15 protein-coding genes are annotated in these 19,346 nt (G+C 57.1%); 3 read left to right on the top strand and 12 right to left on the bottom strand.

Annotated features, from left to right (window positions below; all coding sequences use genetic code 11):
* Positions 1–41 precede the first annotated feature (41 nt).
* From J8F10_RS19510 to J8F10_RS19495, 4 genes are all read right to left on the bottom strand, one after another.
* Positions 42–986 carry a YsnF/AvaK domain-containing protein gene (locus tag J8F10_RS19510; RefSeq protein WP_210656490.1) on the bottom strand — a complete coding sequence of 315 codons (945 nt, stop codon included), beginning with the start codon at positions 984–986 and terminating at the stop codon, positions 42–44.
* 268 nt (positions 987–1,254) lie between these two features.
* Positions 1,255–2,712 carry a DUF1501 domain-containing protein gene (locus J8F10_RS19505; protein ID WP_210656488.1) on the bottom strand — a complete coding sequence of 486 codons (1,458 nt, stop codon included), beginning with the start codon at positions 2,710–2,712 and terminating at the stop codon, positions 1,255–1,257.
* Positions 2,713–2,774: 62 nt separating this feature from the next.
* Complete coding sequence (locus tag J8F10_RS19500) at positions 2,775–5,471, bottom strand: PSD1 and planctomycete cytochrome C domain-containing protein (RefSeq protein WP_210656486.1); 2,697 nt, start codon at positions 5,469–5,471, stop codon at positions 2,775–2,777.
* A 96-nt stretch (positions 5,472–5,567) separates the two neighbouring features.
* A complete protein-coding gene (locus tag J8F10_RS19495; RefSeq protein ID WP_210656484.1) occupies positions 5,568–6,830 on the bottom strand; it encodes a DUF1501 domain-containing protein in 1,263 nt (420 codons plus the stop codon).
* A 1,004-nt stretch (positions 6,831–7,834) separates the two neighbouring features.
* Here J8F10_RS19495 and J8F10_RS19490 point away from each other — a divergent pair.
* Entirely contained in the window at positions 7,835–9,802 is a 1,968-nt protein-coding gene (locus tag J8F10_RS19490; protein WP_210656482.1) for a recombinase family protein, read from the top strand.
* A gap of 377 nt (positions 9,803–10,179) precedes the next feature.
* Here J8F10_RS19490 and J8F10_RS19485 read toward each other — a convergent pair whose 3' ends face one another.
* On the bottom strand, positions 10,180–10,968 hold the full coding sequence (locus J8F10_RS19485; protein ID WP_210656481.1) for a DUF5131 family protein: 789 nt from the start codon (positions 10,966–10,968) through the stop codon (positions 10,180–10,182).
* A gap of 403 nt (positions 10,969–11,371) precedes the next feature.
* Between J8F10_RS19485 and J8F10_RS19480 the strand changes: the two genes are divergently transcribed.
* On the top strand, positions 11,372–11,788 hold the full coding sequence (locus J8F10_RS19480) for a hypothetical protein (RefSeq protein ID WP_210656479.1): 417 nt from the start codon (positions 11,372–11,374) through the stop codon (positions 11,786–11,788).
* Positions 11,789–11,849: 61 nt separating this feature from the next.
* Here the strand turns inward: J8F10_RS19480 and J8F10_RS19475 are convergent, their stop codons facing one another.
* From J8F10_RS19475 to J8F10_RS19465, 3 genes are all read right to left on the bottom strand, one after another.
* Positions 11,850–13,139 (bottom strand): hypothetical protein, encoded by a 1,290-nt coding sequence (locus J8F10_RS19475; RefSeq protein WP_210656477.1) that lies wholly within the window; start codon positions 13,137–13,139, stop codon positions 11,850–11,852.
* 710 nt (positions 13,140–13,849) lie between these two features.
* Positions 13,850–14,158, bottom strand: coding sequence for a hypothetical protein (locus J8F10_RS19470; protein ID WP_210656476.1), 309 nt, complete (start codon positions 14,156–14,158; stop codon positions 13,850–13,852).
* Positions 14,140–14,352 carry a hypothetical protein gene (locus J8F10_RS19465; protein WP_210656474.1) on the bottom strand — a complete coding sequence of 71 codons (213 nt, stop codon included), beginning with the start codon at positions 14,350–14,352 and terminating at the stop codon, positions 14,140–14,142. Before J8F10_RS19465 ends, J8F10_RS19470 begins: the two co-directional genes overlap by 19 nt.
* 188 nt (positions 14,353–14,540) lie before the next feature.
* Between J8F10_RS19465 and J8F10_RS19460 the strand changes: the two genes are divergently transcribed.
* Complete coding sequence (locus J8F10_RS19460; protein ID WP_210656472.1) at positions 14,541–15,119, top strand: hypothetical protein; 579 nt, start codon at positions 14,541–14,543, stop codon at positions 15,117–15,119.
* A 614-nt stretch (positions 15,120–15,733) separates the two neighbouring features.
* Here J8F10_RS19460 and J8F10_RS19455 read toward each other — a convergent pair.
* From J8F10_RS19455 to J8F10_RS19440, 4 genes are read right to left on the bottom strand one after another with little or no spacing between them, the layout of a single operon-like run.
* Positions 15,734–16,429, bottom strand: a complete 696-nt coding sequence (locus J8F10_RS19455) for a glycosyltransferase (RefSeq protein ID WP_315854126.1) — start codon at positions 16,427–16,429, stop codon at positions 15,734–15,736.
* The gene (locus J8F10_RS19450; RefSeq protein WP_261363071.1) at positions 16,426–17,049 is read right to left on the bottom strand and encodes a glycosyltransferase family 25 protein; all 624 of its coding nucleotides are present in this window, start codon (positions 17,047–17,049) and stop codon (positions 16,426–16,428) included. The genes J8F10_RS19455 and J8F10_RS19450 overlap by 4 nt, the downstream gene beginning before the upstream one ends.
* Positions 17,050–17,061: 12 nt before the next feature.
* Complete coding sequence (locus tag J8F10_RS19445; protein ID WP_210656466.1) at positions 17,062–18,489, bottom strand: hypothetical protein; 1,428 nt, start codon at positions 18,487–18,489, stop codon at positions 17,062–17,064.
* Positions 18,404–19,342, bottom strand: coding sequence for a hypothetical protein (locus tag J8F10_RS19440; RefSeq protein ID WP_210656464.1), 939 nt, complete (start codon positions 19,340–19,342; stop codon positions 18,404–18,406). The genes J8F10_RS19445 and J8F10_RS19440 overlap by 86 nt, the downstream gene beginning before the upstream one ends.
* Between the last annotated feature and the right edge of the window lie 4 nt (positions 19,343–19,346).

Below are 19,346 nucleotides of genomic sequence, written 5' to 3'. Positions count from 1 at the left end.
GCCCGCCTTTTGGCGGGCGTTTTGTTGCGTACCGGGCTCGGTTACTTCTTACCGGCTTTCACCGTCTGGCGCACCTTGGCACCGCCCTCGGATTCGACGACAGCTTCTTCTTTGCGCACGGTGCCGCTGACCGTTCGGTTCTCGCGCACCTTTCGTTTGCCGACCGTTACCTCTTCCGTAACGACCGGCTCTTTAGTCACGCGCACACGCTCTTCTTTGACCGGTATGCGGATCTCTTCGGCCCGAATCTCTCCGGACGCCGTCCCGGTCGCGGGGCGCCGTTCGATGACCACCTCTTCGTGCTCCACCGGGACGGTGAGTTGCCGCTGCTCGGTGTGAACTTCTTTCCGAACGCTCACGCTGCCCGTCTCGATTTCTTCCGTGTTGGCCCGGAGCTGTTCCTCGCGGAGCTGAATCACGCGCCCGTCCTGCGCCTCGAACCGGCCGTCGGCCACGATGTTCGCGCGATCGGCGCGAACGGCGGTCCACCCCTGGCGGTCGAACCCGCTCCGGCGGTGCATGATGTCGCGGGCCTCCAGCCCCCGCCCGTTCGCATCAACGGTTACGAGATACCGTCCGTTCTCGACTTCGCGCTCGTAGAACTCGGCGTCCTCCTCCGGGATGCCCCAACCGACGAGCGCACCCGCCAGCCCGATCAGGGCCGCGCCGCCCGCGGCGTTAACGAGCACGGTCCCGAGGGTACCGAGCGCCAGAACCGGCCCGATGACCGGGATCACGCCGGCAAGAATACCCGCCCCCACGAGGGCCCCGCCCGTGGCCCCGGCCAACGCGCCGGCTATTGCGCCTTCCTCGGCGTGGGTCTCGTCCGCGGCCCCGGTCTTCACCGTTTTGCCGGCCGCGTCGCGGTACACCATCCCGATTTTACTCTCTTCAAAGCCGGCGGCTCGAAGGTCCGCGATCGCTTGTTCGGCCCGTGCTTTCGATTCAAACACACCGATGGTGTGGTGCTTCTTTCTCGCTGGCATGATGTGCCCTCCCGGTGTAGGTCGCCGGTCCTCGCAACCGACTGGGATGAGTTTCAGCACGGTGCGTGCCGGCGCCGCGGTGAAATCGCTCCGGCCCGCGCCACTGGCACGCACATAAACGCAGGTGTAGAAGGGGAATGATGCGTGCGGTGGGCGAATGAACGCGCCGCGAGAAATGTGCGAAAGATCCCGGCGGGCGCGGATCGGGCAATTGCCCGCGCACATTTCGTCGGACGGGTGCCCGATCGAATGGTTTAGCGGCGTGGGGTTACGCCAGCACCCCTTTGACGACGCTGCCGTGAACGTCGGTGAGGCGGAAGTCGCGCCCCTGGAACCGGAACGTGAGTTTGGTGTGATCGAGGCCGAGCAGGTGCAGGAGCGTCGCCTGGAGGTCGTGGACGTGAACCGCGTCCTTCGCGGGGGCGAAACCGAAGTCGTCGCTCGCGCCGTAGCTCGTACCCTTTTTGATTCCCCCACCGGCCATCCAGAGCGTGAACACATACGGGTGGTGGTCGCGCCCCCAACTCTTCACGTCCTCGATCTTGCCCTGGAGGAACGGCGTTCGGCCGAACTCGCCGCCCCAAATCACGAGCGTGTCGTCGAGTAGCCCGAGGCGCTTCAAATCACTCACCAGCGCGGCCGAGGGCGCGTCCACATCAGTGCATTGGACCTTGAGTTGCGTGTTGAGGTTCCGGTGCTGGTCCCAGCCGGCGTGGAGGAGTTGGACGAACCGGGTGCCGCGCTCGACGAGCCGGCGCGCCATCAAACAGTTGTAGGCGAAGCTCCCCTGGCGCTTCACGTCCGGCCCGTAGCTGTCGAGAACCTTCTGCGGCTCCTTGCTGAAGTCGGTGAGTTCCGGCACGCTCGTCTGCATCTTGTACGCCATCTCGTACTGTGCGATGCGCGTACCCACTTCCGGGTCGCCGAATTCCTTGAGGGTGAGGTCGTTCAGCTTCGCGAGGTCGTCGAGAGACGCGCGCCGGCTCTCCTTGCTCAACCCGTCGGGGTTCGAGAGGTAGAGCACCGGGTCGCCCTGCCCGCGGAACTTCACGCCCTGGAACTTGGTCGGAAGGAACCCGCTGCCCCAATAGAAGTCGTAGAAGATCTGGCCGCACGACGCTTCCTTGTCGCGCGAGGTCATCACGACGAAACCGGGGAGTTCTTCCGTTTCGCTCCCGAGACCGTAGGTGAGCCAGCTCCCCATACTCGGGCGGCCCGGCATCTCGGACCCGGTGAGGAAGAAGCAGATCGCCGGCGCGTGGTTCACCTGCGTGGTGAACATCGACTTCACGAAGCACAGTTCGTCCGCGATGGCGGCCGTGCGCGGAAGGACGTCGCTGACCCACGCGCCGCTCGCGCCGTGCTGCTTGAACTTGGTGATTTCGGGCAAGCACGGCCGAACCGTCTGCCCGCCGGTCATCGTGCTGAACCGCGCGCCCTTCACCACGGAATCGGGGATCTGCTTTCCCTTCTGCTTGGTAAGTTCCGGCTTGTAGTCGAAGAGATCGACGTGCGTCGGCGCGCCGTTCTGAAACAGGTAGATGATGCGCTTGGCCTTCGGCGCGAAGTGCGGCAATTCCTTCAGCCCACCGATGCGCGCGCGGTCGGCCCCGTGCGCGTCGCGTGCGAGGAGCGCGCCGAGCGCGGCCGTGCCGATGCCGGTCGCAGCGCGCCCGAAGAAATGCCGGCGCGAGAGCAACAGTGCGCGTTCGTCGATGGGGTGCATGACGGTTCTCGTAGGTCGGGCTGTGCCCGACATGTATTTGCTGGCGCCGGGCACAGCCCGACCTACTTATTGAGTGTCTCGTCCAGGTTCAGCATCATCAGGCACACGGCGGCCAGGGCCGCGTGCTCGGTCGCGTCCAATTTCTCGTTGCGGGGCGAATCGCCCACCTTCAGGAGCTTGAGGGCGGCCGCGCGGTCCGCCGCGAACAACTTCCGCTGCTTCTCCAGCGCCGCGCCGAGTAGCTTTTGTTCGGTCGCGGTGGCCTTGCGCGAGGTGACGCGCCGGAAGGTGAACGCGAGGCGTTCCGCGTCGGTCGCGCCGCCTTTTTCGAGCGCGAGTTGCGCCAGGGCGCGGGCCGCTTCCACGTATGTCGTGTCGTTGAGCGTGACGAGTGCGTGGAGCGGGGTGTTCGTGGTCGTGGTCTTCACGCTGCACGTCTGACGGTTCGCCACGTCGAAGAACATGGTCGGACCGACGATTCGGCGCCAGAACACGTACAGGCTGCGCCGGTACAGTGCCTCGCCCTTGTCCTGAACGTAGCGCTTGTTGCCGAATGTTGCTTCTTCCCAGATGCCCGGCGGCTGGTACGTTTTGACCGGCGGGCCGCCGTAGGTCGGCGTGAGCAACCCGCTCGCGGCGAGGGCTTGGTCGCGGATCACCCACGACGGCAGCCGGTAGCGCGGGCCGCGCGCGAGGAGCCGGTTGTCCGGGTCGCGTTCGAGCAACTCTGGTGTGACCTTCGCTGACTGGCGGTAGGTCGCGCTCGTAACGATGAGCCGGACGATGTGCTTGGTGTCCCAGGGAGAAGAACCTAACCCCCCAGCCCCCTTCCCTAAAAAGGAAGGGAGAGCCGAACCAGAACCACCAGGCGCCGTTCCGCTCGTCTTGGTTTTAGGCCCCTCTCCGTTTAGGGAAGTGGTTGGGGAGGGGTTGTCGGCAGAACCTAACCCCCCAGCCCCCTTCCCTAGAAAGGAAGGGGGAGGAAGAGTCGGCTGCTGAAGTCCCTCTCCCTTCGGAGCTGGGGTCGGGTTCTGAAACTCCACCGCGAGCCAATCCAACAGTTCCGGGTGGCTGGGGCGCTCGCCCTGAACGCCGAAGTCATCGCCCGTCTTCACGAGCCCGGTGCCGAAGAACATTTGCCACAAGCGGTTCACGGCAACGCGGGCCGTGAGCGGGTTGTCCTTCGACGCGATCCATTCGGCGAGCGCGAGCCGGTTCGCGCTCGCGCCCTTCGGAAGTGCGGGGAGGCCGACCGGCGTACCGGGAGGAACTTTGCCTTCCTTTTTGTCGTAAGCGCCGCGGGTGAGGATGAACGTTTCGCGCGGAGTTGGCTGGTCGCCCATCACCATCACTTTGGGCAGGGCCGCGCTCGCCGAATCGCGGATTTGTTTGGCCTTCCGCACTTCGCCGAGCAGTTTCACGTATTCGGGTTCTTTGTCCTTGTAGTGTTTGGTGAGTTCGTCGTAATTCTGGTCCGCGCGGTCGTTCGGACCTTTGCGAAGCGCCGATTCGATCAGTTGCGGCAGCGTCGTTTCGTACTTACCGTCCTTGTTCTTCACCATCCCGGCTTCGCGGAGCTTCGTCTCGATCGGGACGATCTTCTTCACGAGTTCGTCGTAAGCGACTTGCGTGTCCTTGCGCTTCTTCTCCTGCTCGGGCGTGCCAAAATCCATCACAGGGGGCGTTTGTCCGCTACCGTTTCCGCCGTTTACGGGCGTCTGGTTGAAGTACGCGAACAGGCTGTAGTAATCCTTCTGCAAGATCGGATCGAACTTGTGGTCGTGGCACCGGGCGCACCCCACGGTGAGGCCCATCCATACGGTCGCGGTCGTTTCCGTTTGGTCGAAAACATATTCAACTCGGTTCTCCTCCGCGATGCGCCCGCCCTCACCGTTAATCATGTGATTACGGTTGAACGCGGTCGCCAAGAGTTGCTCGCGCGAGGGCTTGGGGAGATGGTCTCCTGCGAGTTGCCAGGTGGTGAACTGATCGAACGGCAGGTTGTCGTTGTACGCCTTCACCACCCAATCGCGCCACGGCCACATGGTGCGTTCGCCGTCGCCCTGGTAGCCGTTGCTGTCCGCGTAACGGGCCGCATCGAGCCAGTCCCACGCCATCCGTTCGCCGAACCGGGGGGAGGCGAGCAACCGATCGACGACCGTCTCGTAGGCACCGGGCGAATCGTCCTTCAGGAACGCATCGACTTCTTCCGGGGTGGGAGGGAGTCCCGTCAGGTCGAGTGTGACGCGGCGAATGAGCCGCTCTTTGTCCGCTTCGGGCGAAGGAGTGAGCTTTTCTTTTTCGAGGCGCGCGAACACGAATTTGTCGATTGGGTTTTGTGTCGGGTACTTTGTGCTCGGGGGGACCGGGCGCACGGGTTTGACGAACGACCAGTGCGTGCCCCATGAAGCGCCCTGGTCGATCCATTTTTTCAGCACCGCGACCTGTTCGGGCTTCAGCGGCTTGTTAGCCTTGCGCGGCGGCATTACCTCTTTCGGGTCCGCCGATTCGATGCGCTTGATGAACTCACTTTCGCTGCTCTTGTTGGGCACAATGACCGCGCCCTGTTTGCGCAGCGCGTCTTCTTTGGTATCGAGACGCAGGTCGCCTTTACGGGCCTTCTCGTCCGGCCCGTGGCACTGGAAACAGTGGTTCGACAGGATCGGCAGCACGTCACGCGCGAAGTCGATTTTCTCTTGCGCGCGGGCGAGTTGAGTGAAGGCGAACAACACGGCCAGCGCGAGGAAGTGGCGCATCATCGTGATTTGAATTGGGTGTGGGAGAGCGGGGCGGGTGGTGCGCAGTATACCCGAGACGTGCCGAATGGTGAACCCCCGCGCGGGCGGGGCACACGGTCAACTGAGGATCGCGCCGATGGGCTTGCCCTCGCTGCGGGCGAACGTGCGCCCGATCGGGCTGCGGAACGTCTTCTCCCAGTCGATGCCCAGTGCTTTTAATACGGTCGCGTGCAAGTCGGCCGCAGCGCGCTTGTCCGCGGGTTCCTTTCCGCCGGCCGGGTCGCTTTCGCCCACCACCGTGCCGCCCTTAATGCCTCCTCCGGCCAGCGCCGCGGTGAAGTTGTGCGGCCAGTGGTCGCGGCCCCCGAGCGCGTTGAGTTGCGGCGTGCGTCCGAACTCGCCGACGCACAGCACGATCGTGTCCTTCAGTGAGTCGCGCTTCGCGAGATCGCGGATCAGGGCCGCGAACGCCGGATCGAGTTCGCCCTTTAATCGTGTGGTGATCTCGTGATTGTTCGCGTGGCTGTCCCACCCCGCGAGCGTGACTTCGACGCACCGCACGCCGACTTCGATCAGCCGCCGGGCGGCCAAGCACCCGCGACCGAACGCCGTGTCGTCGTATTCCTTGCGGGTGGCCGCGGACTCGCGCGACACGTCGAACGCTTTGAGTTGGTCCGAACTCATCATCTTGCGGGCACGGTCCATCGTGTCTTGGTGCCCGGTCGCCTCGACGCGCTTCCCGCGTCCCTTCGCGAACGCCTCTTCCACCACTTTCAGGTCTTCGAGGCGCTGATCGAAGCGCGCCGGCGGAACGTGCGGCGTCACATCCGGCACGCTGTCCTTCGGATCGTACACCTTGAACGCATCGAACTGCGCGCCGAGTACGCCTCCGCGTGCGGGCCACTCGTTCGGCATGATGGAGACGTGCCGGGGGATTTCGACGCCTTTGTTGGGCAGGTCGTGACACACGATCGCCCCGAGCGACGGGTGCGTTACGGTCGCGTCGGGGCGGTAGCCGGTCTTCAGTGCGTAGGTGCCGCGCTCGTGGTCGCCCTCTTTGCTCCAGAGCGACCGCACCAGAGCAACATGCTGCATCTGGTCCGCAAGTTGTTCGAGGCCGGGCGCGAGTTGCACACCCTTCGCAGCGGTGTTGATGGCTTTTGTGCCAGCGGCGATGTCCGTTCCCGACTTCGGGTCGAATGTCTCCAGTTGACTCGGCCCGCCGCCCATCCACAGCACGATGACCGACTTCGCGGGCGCCCGTTCCTTCTCCGCAGCGCGAGCCAGTGCCGTACCCAGCGGCGTCAGCCATGCGAGGGAAGATGCGCCCGCGGTCGCGAGGAAGTGACGGCGATTGAAGTGTGGAAGAAGCGGGTTCACGGTCGCTCCGCGGAAGAAGCCAAGCCAGACGCACTGACAAGCGTAGCACGGTACGGGGAATACCCCGGTCGAGCGCAACGAGTTTCAAAGCGGGCTGGTAACAAAGATGGGATCGGTCGCTCGGCGATCGTGTTTATTTGGGAGAGGCAAACACGGGTCCGGATTTCAACGATTTGGGCTTACGAACCTGTTGGGACTTGTGCGACTAAACTCGGTCCGCCGAACAGCGCCCGCGGATTCTTCGGATCAGTTCCGCTTCCTCCGGGTTTTGGGTGCGTCTCCCGCCAACTCTTCGGAAGAGGGCGAGAATGTCTTTTCCGGTGAAGTGGACCTTGCTCCTGCACTCTTGCAGGGCGGTGTGGATCGCGTGGCGGAAGGAAATCAGGTCTCGGTTACCCGCCTCGTACACGGCCCGCGCCAGTTCGGGTTTGACGTGCTCCCAGGTTTCCAACGCATCGGAACATGCCTCCGCTGCTTTACGAATGGCTGTTCTGTTGACTGTGCTCGTCCTTTTCATGCTTTTGGTTTCCCCATGATTACAGGGAGCGAAATTGTTTTATCGCCGACCGCGCAACTCAGGTCAATCATGAATTTTAACAATTTTCACGCCGCGACGGGGTTACGAATACTTTGCATCTGGAACGATTGAACGGTTTGGTAGGCACAGTGAAGAGAAGCCGCGAACCGCTTCCCCTGTGAAGATTGGTGCGGGAATCAGGGACCGGGTCGTTGGGTGCATCGGCTTATGCAAGTAGGGCGCCTTACCCGCTCGTTGACACTCGCGGTTCGCCGGAGTCTATGGCGAACCGCGAGTGTCAACGAGCGGGTGGTCTCGCATTCGTGAGGGCTTATCGCATCTTGAGAGGTCGATAGTGGTTATATGTGTCTATTTGTTCCAGCTCAATTCCGTGCCATTGCGTAGAATAACCACTCACTAGGTCGGAGATTTGTGCTTGGCTCCAATCTCCGTTTGAGTTATCGTTTCCCCCATGAAGGAAACCAAAATGGCACTGGGTTACTCCTACAAGCGGTTCAGTTCTCCTGAGCAAGCGAAGGGGCGGTCGCTGGAGCGCCAAACGGAATTTGCGAAGCAGTGGTGCGAGCGGAACAAAGTCCAACTCGACGCATCGCTACACATGACCGATGCGGGTGTGCCTTCCGCCAAGGGACAGAATTTGGTGAACCCCGATGTTCACGCGCTGGCGGGTTTCATTCAAGCGGTTCGGAACAAGCGGGTGCAGTCAGGTTCGTTCCTCATCTGCGAATCATTCGACCGACTGAGCCGCGCCCACTGGCGGTTAGCCCTGCCGCCGTTGATGGAACTGATCAACGCGGGCATTCGGCTAGTGCAACTCGCCCCCGAACAAATCATTGACGATAAGACCGACGCATTTGGTCTGATTGGTTTAATAATTACGCTCGCTCGGGGACAGAATGAATCGGACATGAAGTCCACACGCAGCGCCCATGTGTGGCAGGATCGGCGGAAGAAAGCCCGCGAGAAGGGGAAGCCGGTCGGCGGGGTGATTCCCGGTTGGTGCGAGTACCGAGACGAGAAGATTGTCGCGAACACGGAACGGGCTGCGGTCGTTCGCCGGATTTTCAAACTCGCGTCTTCCGGCAACAGCCTTCGCTCCATCACCAAAATTCTGAACGGTGAAGAAGTGAAGCCGTTCAGCGAGGGTCGGCGGAAAATGCCTCCGAAGACATGGGCTGACCCGATGGTTTACAACATCCTCAGAAACCGGAATGTGCTCGGAGAGTACCAACCGCACAAGGGTCGGTGGATCGACAACAACCGCGAACGCGAAGGTGAGGTAATCAAAAATTATTACCCGCAGGTGGTCACTGAGGAGCAGTGGCACGCGACCCGACACGCGATCGAAAAGCGGCGCACCTCCGACCGGGGGCGAAGGAGCAAACACGTTAACTTGTTCACCGGGTTGCTGTGGGATGTGACATCGGACGGTCGAATGAGTTACTGGCACGAACCGGGACGAGCGCCGAAGATCTTCCCCACGGACATGAAGACCGGGCGGGACAAAGAAGGTGCTACTTGGAAGACATTCAACTCTCGGATTTTCGAGCAGGCGGTTTTGTCCCAACTGGTCGAACTCAAGGCGTCCGATGTGATGCCCGGTCAGGACGCTACGCAAGTCGAGGTATTGGCGGGGCGGCTGACAGAAGTGGAGCAGGGGATACTGATTTTAAAGTCGCAGATTGAAGCGCGTCCGGTGCTCGCCGCTACCCTTGGGAACGCCCTCGCGAACGAACTCGAAAAGCAACGGAAGATCGGAGAGGAGTTGGCGGACGCACAGCGGTTAGCGGCTTCGCCGATGTCGGAAGCGTTCGGGCAGTTCAAAAAGATTGCGGGTCAGACCGAAACGGAAGAGCAGCGGAAGCGGGTGCGGACGGCAATCCTGAGAATTATCGAGTCGATTAAAATTCTGATCGTGGGGAAGGGGAGGCACAGCCGTACCCGCATGGCTTATGTGTTCGTGCGGTTCGTCGGTGGTGCGATGCGCGTGTGCTTGATTCTGCACCAGCAAGCTGGCAACCGTGCAAAGGAAGCGTGGTCGGTCGGTTCGATTCGTGAAGAAGAAATGCCCAACGAACTGAACTGGCAGGAAACGGAAAAGCGGACATTGGACAACTGGAGTTTGTTTGAATCGTTCAGAGGCGTGTTACCGGTGAGCGTGCCCGGAATGGTGGGGACTACCACTTGGGTTGCTGTCGAGATTCCTGCAGGTGAAAAGTGGTCGGGCGAGACTTTGGAGTTTGATTCGCAAATCTTCGATCTTCTGGTTTTCGAGGGGAAAGAGCGTTCGGAGGTGGTGCGGGAAGTGGTGCGGTTGGTGCGGGGGAACGAGAGCGAAGAATTTAGTTTCCAGGTGCGGGGCACTTCGCTCTTCGTTCGGCGCGACAAAGAGGATGACACGGTGCTGGTTTCGCCTCTGGAATTTCTGTCGTGAAGACGGAAACAGACTTCAGGTATGAAAATAAAATTAGTGCGTGAGGTTAACGCAGGCGCTTGGTAGTATCTCGTTTGTACTAAGCCTAGCCTAAGCCGACGCTCGCCCATGCCCGCTCGCAAGCCCCCACCGGACTACCTGCGCTTTTACAAGTCGATCTCGTTGGGAAGCGGAGTCATGCCATGCCCCTCCTGTGAAGCACCGTCCCGTTTAACGCGCGTGCAAAAGCCGATGAGCAAAACCGAGTCTCAAGTGAGCATTTATTTGTGCGCGAAGTGCGGCAAGTGGTTGCACATCACGCCTGCGGGCGATTTGCAAAATTGAAGCATGCGGAACACTCCCGGCCTTACCCAAGGGTAAGGCCGGTTGCTTGGAACTCACTCCAATACGCACAACTCTTTTTTCAGTCTCGTTCGTTCCTTCAGTCGCAAAACAGGCAACTCAATACGCGGAGGCATTTCGTCGTAAATCTTCCCGTCGAGGGTGCGCCCGGTGCCTGCCTTTCTCACCCCGCCCCACTGCTTAAAAAAGAAATCCGAGCCGCTCGCTTCGCACTGTTGGCGGATCGATCTAGCCCAATCCGCTTCCATCGGTCGCGCACCCGGTCCGCTCTCGCCACCCGCGATTACCCAGTGGATGCCCCTTAAATTTATTTTGCCCAAGTCTTCGAGAAGTGGTTCGCAAGACAGGAATCTGGTGGCTGCCGGTGCTGCTCGGAGGTGATCGATTCGCGGTAGACCGTGCTTTTTGTTCTCGACACTTACCCCCCACCAGACATTTTCGAGTTTCGCGTATTCAGGGTTCTCAGTCAAAAAATCCCGAAGTCGTTCCGATCGCTTGGTTAGCACCTGAAAGGTATGGCAATTTGCTTTCTGCATTACCCAGCAAACTTTCTTAATATAGTTTTCAGGAACATCCTTATGGAACAGGTCACTCATCGAATTCACAAACACTAATTTTGGTCTGGTCCATTTGAGCGGCTCGTTCAGTTGCTCTGGCACAAGTCTTAGTTTGAACCCGCCTTCGTAGGCGCCGCCCTTTACCCCCTTAAATCGGTGGGCAATGGACGCAGCGTAACAATGGGTGCATCCGGGGCTAATTTTCGTACAGCCCCTTACCGGATTCCAGGACTCTTCAGTCCATTCAATCTTAGTCTTCTGAGCCATTTCAAGATCCAGCCTTTCTGTAATTTATTCTTCTTTACTAAAGCAATTATAGCACACATCATTCATGTTGTCAACTGAGAAACGGAAATTTATTCATAATTGAGCAAAAAAGTGCGTATTGAAGGGGTTAATTCAGGGAAAAAGTGGTGAAAATCGGAGTTTTCTGCAGTGAATTGCGGCTTTTCGGACGGAAATGAGAGAAAGCGGTGGTTTTTGTCAGAATGAGAATAGTTTTCAGGCAGTAGGTGGGCAGGGTTTAGGGGGCAAAGTGCAAAATTGAACGCGCTGCGCAAGAAAATGTGCTGTTTTGAGACGTACTAAAGAAAATTAAAAAGCGTGAAAGGGGCGGTGATTAGAGGGGTAAGGATCCGACAGTCCCCAATCACTCCGAGAGGCTTGCCCGATGCCCAAGTCAGAAAAAATGACCGGTGCGGAACTGCGCAAACTGGTCGATGTGAAGCAACTCAAGCGCGACATTAGTGAGTTCTGGGAAATCATTTTGGATGATGCCCAATTGTTCCTCTACCCCGAAGAACCCACTCAGGCGATCGCACTGCTTCGATTACTGGAGAAGGCTGCGGACAAACTGCCCGCTGGTGCGATTCGGGCAAACCTGACTTTAGTGGCGAAACCGTCGCGGGAGTACAAAATCACCACCGACGAAGGGGTTGAGGAAGGGGTAGCGGGTGGGAAGTCGGGACTAGACGGTGAAGTGCATTACCCCGGTGGAAAGACCGTTACCATTCGAGTGATCTGGGTTTCGCACCCCTTCTACCAGTACCGACCGATTTCAAATGCGCCCGCGAAGGTCGGAAAATAGTTTTCATAAAGAGAAAGGCCGGGGTTACCCCGGCCTTTGTCGTCACTTCGTACCGCTCACTTCACTTGCGCATAGTGTGGGGGTTCACCTTGTGGTTGCACTCGTCCCAGAGCATCCAGACATCTTGCCGTTGGGCTTCCGCGATGTCGTCGTCGGTAACCGTAAAGCCCTTCTGTCTCAAATGCGTAATGGCTTTATTCGTCGCGATCTGATTCATTCGTATGGACGGGTGAGCCAAGTACCACACGACTGAATCGGTGGTGTTAAATGGTCGCTCGTTGAGAGCAGTGAACACCGCAGTGAAAACGGCATCCCACTTGTCCCGTGTCCAGCGATACGGGCGCACTATAGGTTCGACTGGTTTGGGCATCCGGCATTCAGCAATCTCCGCTTGCTCTAGTGCGACTTGCTTTGCCCAATACGCCTTGTCCGCACGATGCCAGTCCTGCGAGTGCTGCGGGGTGACTTCGGCGAGCACTTCGAGCGGAGTAATGTTCGTGGGGCGGTGCTTCGCGTCCGCCTGCCAATCGTACCGGTCGATTCGCTTGAGCCGTCCGAGCACTGCCGCCGCTACACTTCGCTCTTCCTTCAGTGCCTTTTTCGCTGCCTTAATCAGCACCCAACCGAACCGCGTAGCAAACTGCACTTCGGTCTGGAACTCTCTTCGGCTCGGCTGGTTCTTAATAATTTCAATTGCAAGTTTGGTACTCGGGTTGCGTTCACCGGCGAATTCTAAAAAGGATTTGATCCACCGCACGCGCTTCGCCAGTTCTGTCGGTGACATGCCCTCGATTCGCGATTCCCAGGTGTCACTGATTGCCATAATGATTTCCTCTTGCGGCTCTAGATCGCCCATATTGTCTCTTATTAAATTGAGTGATTCAAGTTCAGATTTTGCTTCGCGCAGGGATACCGCACTTGTCGAGAGCATCCCCTGCAGTGCCTTTTTGGTTGCCCAGGAGTACCCCTCTTTCGTGGACAAAGACACAATCAGCCAGAGCAAGCGGTTCGCTTTGGGGCTGAGTTTTGCGTTATCCTGCACCAGAGCGGGCACGGGCACGCAACGTGGTCTGCCCGCCCGGTCGGTCGAGACTTCGGTGGGCAGGCAAATAACTTTTAAATCTTCGACTGCACCGGCAGCAGCTAATTTTTTCAAGGAAGACCGAACCGTAGACCAGTCATAATTCACCGCTCGGGCGAGCGCCGCCAGTGTCGGTATGCTCCGTGCCGAGAGCGTGCCGAGTACCAACCGGTCACACGCACTCAGGTCGGACTTGTCTTCCTCGCCACGAGTAATTGACGCGAGCCGGGCACAATTTAAAATCTGAAAAGTTTCTTTTCCAATCGCCATTTTATTTATCCTTTAAATGATTTAACAATCATATCATAAAAATATCGCTTCTGAAATATGAGTATCGAGAACTGCGAAATGCAGCCCGTGGACTGAATTTTGGTAAGTGAAGACTGGAAAGGTGAACGGGGTGCGTCTGGAATTAAGGGAGTGAACTCGGGAAAATAAGTGCCGAGTAATGAATCCGAAATACAATTACATTAAGTATTACAAGTTGATTACAAGCTGATTACAGTTCGGTCACTTTTTAAATTATGTATAAACAAGTTTGATTTCCGGTTTCGCTCCGCGAACGAAGACAAAACGCTTTCAAATTTTGAACTGGTGTAAAGGCAGTTGGACCAGTCCGGGCTTTAGGCACGAAAGTGTAAATTTGCCAGTGCGGTGTAACTCGCGTTGAGTATGCCTCACTGCGTTCGGCATTGTCCTCGCACCGAAGTCGGTGCATCGGACAACGGGAAAGCTTCGCTACGCTCTCTGGCAAACCAAAGGCAGTTGAACCCGTCTTCACTCAGTGAACTGCAAGTACCACCAGTTATTTAAGAATTAGTCGTTATCGGATGTTCTACCCACCAGATGAGTATTTACCCGTTTCCACCCGTCCGACCGGTTTTAACGCTATCCTGTGCGATTTACACCAGTTAACATTGCGCGTGCGTGAAGTGTGCGGCTTTGCCGCCAGACAGTTTTTGAAATTTAGTTAGTTAAGTTCAAACTTGTTCGGGTGTGGTCGGGTTGGCTTGCTCGCTCGTGTTCACCCGTGCCGACTGGTCGAGTTGCTTGCGGCGGGTTAACTCCAAATCCAGCATAATTTCGCGGAGCGTGTCACCCCACACCAATCTCAGTGGTTCGTGGTCGCCCGGCTGGTCTACTTTCAGCCAACCGCCCCAACTGCTTTCCGGCTTTTTACTTTGAAAAATGCAGGCAATGAACCCGCTCCCACGCGCCACATACGAAGACGCAGTCTTGCTCAGTCGCCATTGCGTTGCGTCACTGAAATCTATTTGGTCGGCTTCCATTTAAGGCTCGCTTTTGCCGCTTCAAACGCGGCGATTTTGTCTTTGATCTCCTGCAAATCACTGGCTTTAACGATGCACGCTTTGCCTACCCGCTCATTGGGAATCCTGCCGCAAATCGCCAGTCGGTACAGAGTCGAATACGGGTATTGCAGGATTCCCGCGAGTTCGACCAGTGAATACAGCTCTTTAGGCATAAAATATCCTCCAATATATAGGAGTGCTGAGTGTGAATTTTGTGCGATGCAATTAGTGGTATTTCTGAAAGCAATAGTTCACATAAATTGATGATAAACGAATTGTAAACTTGACAATGGCTTGAGATGTGTGGTATAATCAAACCAGAAGGTAAGATTTTAAGTCTAAAGTCTGGAAAAGGATAAACATGACTGAGGCGATTAAGGGGTTGCTGCGTCCGGCGACGCTGGAAGAGTTTCACGATTTGTTAGCCGATTTGACTTGGAACACGGAATCCAAGTGCTGGCTGCCCCCGATAGAATGGCTAATAAATTTGTGGATTCATTTTGAAGACGAGCCAATTGACATCATTGACGGTGAAGATATCTTCTTCACTCCCAAAATCGTTGCCGAGTTACTGAATCGCCGGCACAGCTTCGACCAGAATTATGATGACCGGTACTGGGATAAGTTCAGCGACGGAGTGCTTGCGGATGCTTTTCTCAATTCGCTCAGGGAACATGGTTTCGATGTTGAACATCTGCAAACCAATGTCGATAGCCCGGGATTCATTTTGCCCCACGAGAGGGTAGTGGCTTGGAACGATTTCTTTCCTCCCGACTCCTTCACCATTGTTGACTTGCTGGTGCAGTGGGCGCGAATCACTCATCCCGAATTCAGTGTCAAGAACGGTAGTGACTTTCCAATTTTCGCTGATTTACTTCAGGAAGAAGGGAAAGAGGGATGGGCGGAACGATTCCGTTACTATGCAGGCTGGTCTGCGTAAACGCGAACAGCCGACAACGAGTCGGCTGCTGCTTTATTGGAGATTTGCCCCAACTGAATCACTCGTATCTAGTGCTCACTCAATAATATGCTAGATCATTGCCGAGCAAATCGCAAAAAACAGTTGACATGCGAATGGGCGAGTGGGAGTCTGTTCAATGTTCACACTTAGTCTTCAACACTGTCAGGATTGATCTCATGAAAGTCTCACGAGTCCTCCCGTTGTTCGCAGGCGTGGTGATTGGAGCGGTAGGCGCACTCACCCTAGCGAGCGACTTGCTGCCGGCATCTACTGCCCAGCCTGCCGCCCCGGTACTCGCGCCTAATGCCGATACAGGTCGATTTCAAATTTCCTCGTGGGGACACGGAGGGAGTGGCGAGCGAGGCGGTGGAGCGAACCACGGTGCGTACATCATCGATACTCGGACTGGGGATGTGTATTCACTGCCTCGGGATGGCAAAATGGTATTCGCCAGTTCACTTCCGGAGAAGAAGTGATCGCTTGCGTGTCGCAAACTGAATCGCATCTAATGCTCTTGAAAGCAAAAAAACAACCCGGACAACGAGTCCGGGCTGCAAGGATAACTGAGAATAGTCGATGGACACTAACCACATCTATCTAGTGTTCTCGTCAATAATTTTTCGCAAACGCTCCGTGTCGTTTTTTACGGTTTCTTCGTAGGGGTATCCGCGAGTCAACCTTGGCATTCGCGCCTGAACCCTGTCGATGCCCCTGGTGCGATTGTGACGGCACAAATGCTTGATGTCGTAGGGTAACGGCACTTTACGCCCTAAAGCTGCGAACACCATGTCTAACTGAACATCCCCGCCCCACGAGCCAAACGCGGGGTTGATCGCGTGCCCCAACGCCAAAATTGCTTGCCGTGACAGCACTGGAAAGCAACTGTACGCGCACCCGGTGTCATCGTGCGGGCAACCGAGCAGAATGCCGTCCGGGTGCTTCTGAAAACTATTCAGCAATTCCAGGGCTACGATATTCCAGCCTTTAGTGGCGAAAAGTGTGTCGTCGTTTAGCAACTGTACAAATTTGCCCGTGCTGCGAAGAGCGAGGGGGGTGTAGTATCCAACGCTTAAATTGCTCTGCTGTTCGCCGCTGAAAAATCGAACGAAAGGGAACTGCCGCCGCAACTTGTGTGATGCTTCGACCGTTTTGGAATCGTCGCGGTCGATGCCCACGAGCACCTCTACCGACGAAAGGTCTGCGGTGGTGTCCGCGATCGACTGAAGGCACTGAGTCAAGAGGGGTACGCGCTCGCGTGAGGGAAGGACGACAGAAAATTGAATGCTCACCGTGCCTTCCTTCCGACTGCCGGTCTGCGGTTCTGCCACCAGCGAGTCGAGTGTGTGTCAAAATTCGTGATGTCTGATTTGCTTGCGCGTTGCCCTGCTAACCAAGCGGTCGGAGCGTAAACCCGGTAGTCCTTTTGCGCGTGTGCCCATTCCCAATCGACATGACCACGGGAACGGGCGAAGATCGAATGGAGTTGGTTAATGAACTCGCCCCGCACCATGTAAGCGTGCGTCCGGTGGCAACTCAGGCAGCGAACCACACCGGGGCTGACTTGTTCAGGGGCGGAAGCGTGCTGCCCTCCGAGCATGAGCGCTTGCCAATCCGGTGGCACTTCTTCGAGGAACGCGGAAAGTCGCTCCTGAAAGTTAGGAACGAAAGTCACGTCGTCTTCGAGCACGCAAACTTGCTCGTAGCCCTTTGCAATTACGTCCGCCAGAACCGACATGTGCGACAGACGGCAGCCGAGAGCACCCGCGTTCTCTTTGAAATCCGGTGGCATCGGTACGGTAGTGCCGTCGGTGGCTTCCCAAACGATGGGCTGGATTCCGACCCGTCGGCACTCTTCGAGTGATTCTGCCAAGCGGTCTGGTCGCTTTCTTAGATTTATTAGGTAATGCAACTTCCCTTCTTTTTAGGCTAAACCAACGACCAATCCGCCAACGATGGTCATCGTCTTTGGAACTCCCGAAACGGTGACAGTGCAGGTGGCATCGATCCCGTCGTAAGTGGTCGGGGTGTAACTGGAAATCCGAACGATTGAATACTTTGGCGTTGAACTCCCACTCCCGTTTTGCGGCGCTTTCAGAATGAACCGACCGGCGTAGTAAGTCTGGCAATGCCATTCGCTCTGGTAGTTATTCAAACTGCAAGTGAACCCGCCGACGTGACTCGTCGTCAGCCCCGGACCGCTACCGCCAGTTCCGCCCGCACCGAGTTGCGCCCAATCCGTGAGCAGAGTTCCGGTCAGAACATCGTTTGCGCGGACATACACATACCCCGAACCGGCAGAAAATCCCGGATAGCCGTCCGCTGTATTAAAAGCATAATTTATATTCGATCCGATATTATACGAACAGTTCTTTAACTGCCGTCCGCTCGTCCCGTCCCAAAGGGCAATGGCGGTGTCGGTGGTTGCGGTTGCCGGTCCGTCCACATTCCCACTGACTCGCTTGAAATTTATGCTCGTGCTGCCAACCGTCGGGTTGGTGTAATTGGTGCAGAACCAAAGCGTGTTCGTGCTCAATGTGCCCAGGCGAACGGGAACAATCGCGCTAACAAAATCGGCTGCCGAATCCATATCGGATCGGCGCGTCAGAACCCAAGGAGTGCTCACGCTGCCCAGGTCGGTGATTCGGTACACACCGTTTCGGGAAGCGGTGCTTTCGGCGGTGACCAGTATTTCGTCGTTCAAGTTGGTGCTGAAGCCATCGGTGAAGGGAAAAGCCCCGTTGCTCGTGGCGGTCAGAGTTGCACCCACTCCAGAACTTCCATTGCTATAAAAATTCGCGGGAAGGGCTGCTGTAACGACCAGCCGAACCGAGTCCTTCAGGTTGTTCACGGCTGGAGCGCTGCCGCTTTCGCTCGCCTCTTGCACTACGAACACTTGGTTCACAACGCTGCCACTACCCGAACCGCTTCCGCTAACGCCCTCGGACACATTGTTAATCCCGCAGTGCATGGCGCGATAACGCTTCCCGACCGTGAGGGGCAATTCGTTGCAGTCGATCGCAACGCAACTGCCCGTGAACTCTTCCCACGAATTGGTTGTTGAGTTGTACTGCACGGCAACGCAGGGGAAGAAAGACGAATGGATTTCGTCTCCCGTCACCTCTAAAAAGCAGTCGAAGCGAGGCGTAGTGTTCGTGGTCGCTCGCGCCGGAAGGGGAGCGCTCTTCGTGAGCAGCGCCTTCAGTTTATTCGCGGTCCGTTTCGAGAGTTCGTAACCCAAATTCCCTTCTTTGTTTTCAGAAAACTCAACTAAAAATCGTGCTAAAATCTTGGCTCGGGTGCGGGTAGAACTCCAACACCACGGGCGGGAAGCCTGAAGCCAATGGCGCACCAGCCCCGTTCAAAAACATCGCATGGTCAACCGGGGCGCCTGTGCTCTGGTCGAGAAAACGATTTAAAATGGGTCTACCAAGAATGTCGAGCGTCCCGGACAGGTAGGTAAAGCCCGTGTCCAATATATTGCGAGTCCAGGTATTTGAGTTCATTTCAAATTCAATTTCACACTGGGTTATCCACATTCCGTCTTCATAAACAATCGTGCCAGAGTACGAGTTGCACCTGAGCGTGTAAGTGGCGTATGTCCCGAATGCGGGCGCGAGGCTGAAGGGGGCGTCATTACAAGTGCCGACGAACTGTTGCTGCTTTACCGAGATGTCGGTAACTGCCTTATTGAAACTGACTGTGATAACACTCGTGATTTCGTCACGGACTTCTCCTTCCAGGGGGACGCCTGCACTATTCTTAAGTGCTTTCGCGCCGCTAGGGTCAAAGTCTTTGGTGAACGGAACTTGAACGGTGTTTTGGCTGAATTTTATTGTCGGTGGACGTAGCAGGGGATTTGGCTGAACGGTCGGGTCTGATTGACCCGGCTCAAGGGGAGTGCCACCACCACCGCCAGTTTCGACATCCGCACCGATGCCCGAATCCCAGGGGCGCGAAGTGTAGGAGTAACTTACATCCTGAATGCCCAACTCGCCGTTCACAAAAGCAGAAGACACGCCGACTGCCAAAGCACCTGAGTCAGTTGGGTACGCGGAAAAGCGGGTGATTGGAATTCCGGCAATGCCGAATTCGGGGCGCTGAGCCGGGTCTAAGCCGTAGATGCGGAAGACACGAGTGTAAAGGCGGATGCCGTCTTTGTCGGTCGATGCTGTCCCTTCTGGTAACTCTACATAAGTTGCCACCTTC

The organism is Gemmata palustris (assembly GCF_017939745.1).
GTDB lineage: Bacteria > Planctomycetota > Planctomycetia > Gemmatales > Gemmataceae > Gemmata > Gemmata palustris.
The sequence above is the reverse complement of the archived record's forward strand: the minus strand, read 5'-3'. Positions and strand labels throughout refer to the sequence as shown.

Coding starts and splice junctions, on each gene's coding strand:
- J8F10_RS19510 (WP_210656490.1), bottom strand. CDS start 986: ATGCCAGCGAGAAAGAAGCACCACACCATCGGTGTGTTTGAATCGAAA.
- J8F10_RS19490 (WP_210656482.1), top strand. CDS start 7,835: ATGGCACTGGGTTACTCCTACAAGCGGTTCAGTTCTCCTGAGCAAGCG.
- J8F10_RS19500 (WP_210656486.1), bottom strand. CDS start 5,471: ATGATGCGCCACTTCCTCGCGCTGGCCGTGTTGTTCGCCTTCACTCAA.
- J8F10_RS19460 (WP_210656472.1), top strand. CDS start 14,541: ATGACTGAGGCGATTAAGGGGTTGCTGCGTCCGGCGACGCTGGAAGAG.
- J8F10_RS19485 (WP_210656481.1), bottom strand. CDS start 10,968: ATGGCTCAGAAGACTAAGATTGAATGGACTGAAGAGTCCTGGAATCCG.
- J8F10_RS19475 (WP_210656477.1), bottom strand. CDS start 13,139: ATGGCGATTGGAAAAGAAACTTTTCAGATTTTAAATTGTGCCCGGCTC.
- J8F10_RS19505 (WP_210656488.1), bottom strand. CDS start 2,712: ATGCACCCCATCGACGAACGCGCACTGTTGCTCTCGCGCCGGCATTTC.
- J8F10_RS19470 (WP_210656476.1), bottom strand. CDS start 14,158: ATGGAAGCCGACCAAATAGATTTCAGTGACGCAACGCAATGGCGACTG.
- J8F10_RS19480 (WP_210656479.1), top strand. CDS start 11,372: ATGCCCAAGTCAGAAAAAATGACCGGTGCGGAACTGCGCAAACTGGTC.
- J8F10_RS19465 (WP_210656474.1), bottom strand. CDS start 14,352: ATGCCTAAAGAGCTGTATTCACTGGTCGAACTCGCGGGAATCCTGCAA.